Below are 4,459 nucleotides of genomic sequence, written 5' to 3' on the forward strand. Positions count from 1 at the left end.
AGTCCAAATATCTTTAGAGAGGCCGCTTGAGCCCAGAATGACAGGGGAGGCTTCCCCCAGAACGGAACGCCGGGTTCAAACCAGGGCGTTATCCAGTCCCCGGATTCAGCCATTAACCGAGCGATTTCAGCGTATCGGGGCTCCGTTGTATCCACGAAGGGAAACAGCGTCATTCCGATAAAGCGACTGAACAATACGGCAGCCAGTACCCAGAACCAGGGCTCAAATCGCTTTATCATTCTTGACGCCTCTGAAGTTGCTGATTTGGTCTCGGCTTGATACCTCTTTGTTCTCGACCACTTCTTCGGTCAGATACAGTGGTCGCTGTTTCGATTCGATGTAGGTTTTGCCCACATACTCACCAACGATACCAACGCTCACCAGTTGTATGCCGCCCAGAAAACTGATGAGGGCGATTAACGATGGGTAGCCGTCAGTCGGATCGCCGAGCATTATTGCCTTCGCTACAATCCAGACACCGAACAATCCACCAACGGAGGCGGCCAGCAAGCCGACAAGCGTTGCCCATCTGAGAGGTGACACTGAGAAGGAAGTCAGGCCTTCAAGGGCCAGGCCGACCAGGCCCGGGTAGTCCCACTTACTCTCGCCAGCCACTCTCAATGCCCGGTCGTATTCGATGATCGTCGCTGGCATACCAACCCAGGCAAAGAGTCCCTTCATGTAGCGGTTGCGCTCTCCTAACCGGAGAAGGGCATCAACTGCCCGCCTGCTCATCAATCGGAAATCACCCGTGTCGACCGGGATTTCAGTGCGACTGGTCTTATTCAGCAAGCGATAGAAAAGGTGCGCACTCCAGCGCTTGAGAAAACTCTCGCCTACACGTGATCGACGTTGCATCAGAACGACATCAAAGCCGGACTTCCAACTCCTGACCATCTCGGGAATGTATTCAGGTGGATCCTGAAGGTCCGCATCCAGAACGATCACCGCATCCCCCTTGGCATGCTCCAGCCCTGCTGTTACCGCTGCCTCTTTGCCAAAGTTGCGGCTTAGCTTGACGAGACGGATGCTCGATTTCCTTTTAATGAAAGTCCTAACAAATTCGGCACTGCCATCCTCGCTACCATCGTCCACAACCACGATCTCCGAGCGAATATCGAGGCTCGCAAGGATCGGCAATACATGCTCAAAGAATAGGGGAAGCATCGAACGCTCATTGAACACCGGAACCACCAGGGAAAGCAGCTCTGATTCATTCGGCGCACGGGAAGTCTCAAGAGGTTTGTTCATGAAACACCAGCCTTTGGTAGACAACATAGTTAAATACAGCGACAGCCGCAGTGGTTAGAAGCTGAGCAGGCACAACAGAGATTTCAAACAGTTGATGCAGGACTAAAAAGATCAGAACGTTCAGGAGAGCTGCGAGTGAACAGGAAAAGGCATATCGCCAGATGGCCTGGATGTGTGGGCGTGCGTTTGGAAAGGCCAAAGTTCGCTGCAACCAGTAGTTGGTAACCGCTCCTACAACGCTTCCAGAAAAGGTGGCTGCTACGGGGGCCATGCCAAGCAGAACCAGGCCGGACATGGCCGCCCAATGGAAAAGGGTTGCCATTCCTCCGGCGGCAATAAATCCACTTATTCTTTTAAAGGGAACCTTCTTCATCCTGGCCGACACACCCGTGCCCGATGTTTCAACAACAATTCCGGAAATGGTGAACATTGACTCTTCAGAAACATCGGGCACCAGAATCTGGACACACCTGCATAGAAATGTCCATCGCTCATAGGTTGCTCCTAAAACCATGTATATACAGCTTCTTGCGTTCGTGACTCGACTATTGATCCTACCAGGTGAAACCGAAATCAAACTGAAAAGTCGACCGGTAACCCCCCATTTTTAACGGGTTGCTGTTTTTCTGGGGAGATTGCCGTTACTGGTACAATCCATGGCAGACTGGCGAAACTTTCCCACCACGAAAAACGGCGCTTACAAATGAAAATTCTGATTGTTGAGGACAATGCGGTACTTGCCAAAAAAATATCGGACTGGCTTGCGCAGGCGCACTACACAGTCGGATGTCGCCAAAACCGGCAAAGAAGCAGACTCGTTGATTGAAACAAGCTCCTACCAGGCCGTTATTCTCGATATCGGACTGCCCGATGAAAATGGACTGTCTTTAATGCAAAGATGGAGAAAAAACGGGAAAAAAGAGGCCATCCTTATTCTAACCGCACGCTCCAACTGGACTGAGAGAGTAGAAGGGTTGAACGCGGGTGCCGACGATTACCTTCCCAAACCGTTTGAGTTTGATGAACTGAAAGCCCGGCTCAATGCAATTATCCGAAGGAAGGATGGCAGAACAACAGATCAAATCAGTGTCGACGGATTTCGTCTCAACGCCAGCTACCGAACGCTGACCACGCCCGACCAGAAAGAGTTCAGACTGACAGCCACTGAATTCCGCCTTTTGCAGTGTTTCCTGCGTTCACCAGACAGGGTATTTTCACAGGATGAACTGGTTGAAACCCTCTACAACATAGAAAGATGCCCCGCCAGAAATGTCGTTCAGGTTTACATAACCCGGCTTAGAAAAATAATAGGGGGCAATAAAATCAAGACTTTGCGTGGCCAGGGCTACTTCTTCGAAAAAGATCCTACTGGCTGAACGCCCGAACGAACCAGGTCAACATATGCCAGCTCCAAAGAGTATCCGAAGAACAGCCATTCAGTATGGGGCTGTTTTCAGCCTCGTCTATTTCACCCTGATATTCTTTTCACATGCCTACGTGATAAAACAACTATCGGACGAGTCCAGGAAACAACACCTGAGTAAAGAGCTGGAAAACTTTCAGGCAATCATTGAAGCCGAGTCCCCGACAACTGACGACCTCAGGAACATGATCCATCAGTTTGAAATGCTTCTGGGGCATGCCATCATCATCGAAACGGCAGGCGGGAGCGTCCTGACGAGCAACAACTTTGACCTGAGCCAAATGCAGGGCGTTGTGGATAAGCCCGAGGGTTTTATTCACATAGCGCAGGGCGCGAACACGCTTTTTGGGCTTAGACGTACGTTCACTGCTACTGGAAAGCTGGCCTCAATCACCGTTCTTGAAACCGAGGGGGCGCTCTCTGAACGACCGCTGAAGGCCCACCTGACATTGCTCGGTGCCTCGGCCGTTCTTCTGGCGATACTGCTGGCACTGATTGGAACCACCACACATCTGACGTTAAAGCCCATCAGTAGGATAAAAGAGGACCTGAGACGGCTCCAATCCGGGAAACAAAGTCGTCTGAACCCTCACGTGCCGGAAGAGTTTCGTCCGCTGATCCGGCAGCTCAATGATTTGCTCGAGCTGTCAAACCGGCGGCTGGACCGCCACCGCCGCCTGAATTCCGATCTCTCTCACCTGGTCAAAACCTCTATTTCTGCCAATCTTGCCATTTTGTCGGATATCGATACCTTGCCTCCGTCCCGGGGAGGATGTTGTGTTTATGGCCTCTAACTTGCGGGAGCTTGACAAATCCCTGAAATACCGGATGAGCAAAGCAGACATCAGGCAGACAGATGGGACGGACGTGCATGCCGGTTGAAATCACGGCAAGTGTCATCACCGTTATGGAAAAAATCTTCCCTGACACGGTTTTTCGCCTCCACACCAACTTACCTGAAAACTTCAGCTGGCCAATGGAGCGACGAGGATCTTTCAGAGCTACTTGGCAATTTACTCGAAAATGGCGGGAAGTGGTGCCAGACAACCGTCGACGTTACAATCGCCCGCACATCATCAGGACTCTCCATAGAAGTAGCGGACGATGGCCCCGGAATTTCTCCCGAGGCGGCAGCCACTGTCATGAACAGGGGTGCCAGGCTGGATGAAACGGTCGCGGGTTTTGGGCTCGGATTGTCCATCGTGTCCGAGATTGTCGAAGACAACCTCGGACACCTGGAAATCGGATCCTCGAAAAACGGAGGAGCCAGGATTCTGATTTTACTGCCATTTCCGGACTAGATCACTGCCAAAAGGCCAGCCATCTTGAAAATCCGGCCTTCAAAGACTCAGTTTTAGCAGTAATCAGCTGCGTCATTAATCATTCTTCGAGTTTAATTCAGAATCAACGGGGTCATCTGGCTGTCTGTTGGCGGAAGATCGATCGAGAATAGCTGGTACCGTTCGTTCTCTCCCCAACTTCTGAGCGTCAGTGGCCCGCGGACCAAGAACCTTATCTACCGCATCGTTTGGAATTGCGGCAAAGACCCTGGCGTACCCGTCAGCGTCCAGCAGACTGTCGAATTCTGTGGAGGTGATTTCGACAGCGTCGCCCAACGAATAAAAACGTGCGGAAAATGGCATCTTGCCAATGTAAAAGATTGGACCGTCTCCCGCTTGCTGAATGCTCTCATACCGGCCTATCAATTGCTTCTCGGTTTTTAGTGGTTTTACTTCGCTCACACCTATGAACACATAAAGGGTAATGAGAACGGGTGACCGACGC

The 4,459-nt window shown here is 51.4% G+C and carries 6 protein-coding genes and 1 pseudogene; 3 read left to right on the forward strand and 4 right to left on the reverse strand.

All coding sequences use genetic code 11. From position 1 onward, the window contains the following. From ACXAC4_RS20415 to ACXAC4_RS20425, 3 genes are all read right to left on the reverse strand, one after another. On the reverse strand, nt 1-239 hold a 239-nt coding region (locus tag ACXAC4_RS20415; protein ID WP_475165024.1), incomplete at its 3' end, for an ArnT family glycosyltransferase. Then, a complete protein-coding gene (locus tag ACXAC4_RS20420; protein WP_475165025.1) occupies nt 223-1,251 on the reverse strand; it encodes a glycosyltransferase family 2 protein in 1,029 nt (342 codons plus the stop codon). The genes ACXAC4_RS20415 and ACXAC4_RS20420, both read right to left, overlap by 17 nt. Then, entirely contained in the window at nt 1,235-1,765 is a 531-nt protein-coding gene (locus ACXAC4_RS20425) for a GtrA family protein (protein ID WP_475165026.1), read from the reverse strand. The genes ACXAC4_RS20420 and ACXAC4_RS20425 overlap by 17 nt, the downstream gene beginning before the upstream one ends. A gap of 223 nt (nt 1,766-1,988) precedes the next feature. On the opposite strand from ACXAC4_RS20425, the gene ACXAC4_RS20430 reads away from it, so the two are divergent. The 3 genes from ACXAC4_RS20430 to ACXAC4_RS20440 all read left to right on the forward strand — a co-directional run bounded on the left by ACXAC4_RS20430 (nt 1,989) and on the right by ACXAC4_RS20440 (nt 3,975). Continuing rightward, nucleotides 1,989-2,627: a winged helix-turn-helix domain-containing protein gene (locus ACXAC4_RS20430; RefSeq protein ID WP_475165027.1), complete on the forward strand. Its 639-nt coding sequence runs from the start codon at nt 1,989-1,991 to the stop codon at nt 2,625-2,627. Between the two features lie 25 nt (nt 2,628-2,652). After that, nucleotides 2,653-3,468 carry a hypothetical protein gene (locus tag ACXAC4_RS20435; protein WP_475165028.1) on the forward strand — a complete coding sequence of 272 codons (816 nt, stop codon included), beginning with the start codon at nt 2,653-2,655 and terminating at the stop codon, nt 3,466-3,468. An 84-nt stretch (nt 3,469-3,552) separates the two neighbouring features. After that, the gene (locus ACXAC4_RS20440; RefSeq protein WP_475165030.1) at nt 3,553-3,975 is read left to right on the forward strand and encodes an ATP-binding protein; all 423 of its coding nucleotides are present in this window, start codon (nt 3,553-3,555) and stop codon (nt 3,973-3,975) included. A 75-nt stretch (nt 3,976-4,050) separates the two neighbouring features. Here the strand turns inward: ACXAC4_RS20440 and ACXAC4_RS20445 are convergent. Further along, a pseudogene (locus ACXAC4_RS20445) lies at nt 4,051-4,459 on the reverse strand (hypothetical protein); the annotation flags it as partial.

This window comes from Pseudoalteromonas sp. AWM4_233 (genome assembly GCF_056158285.1).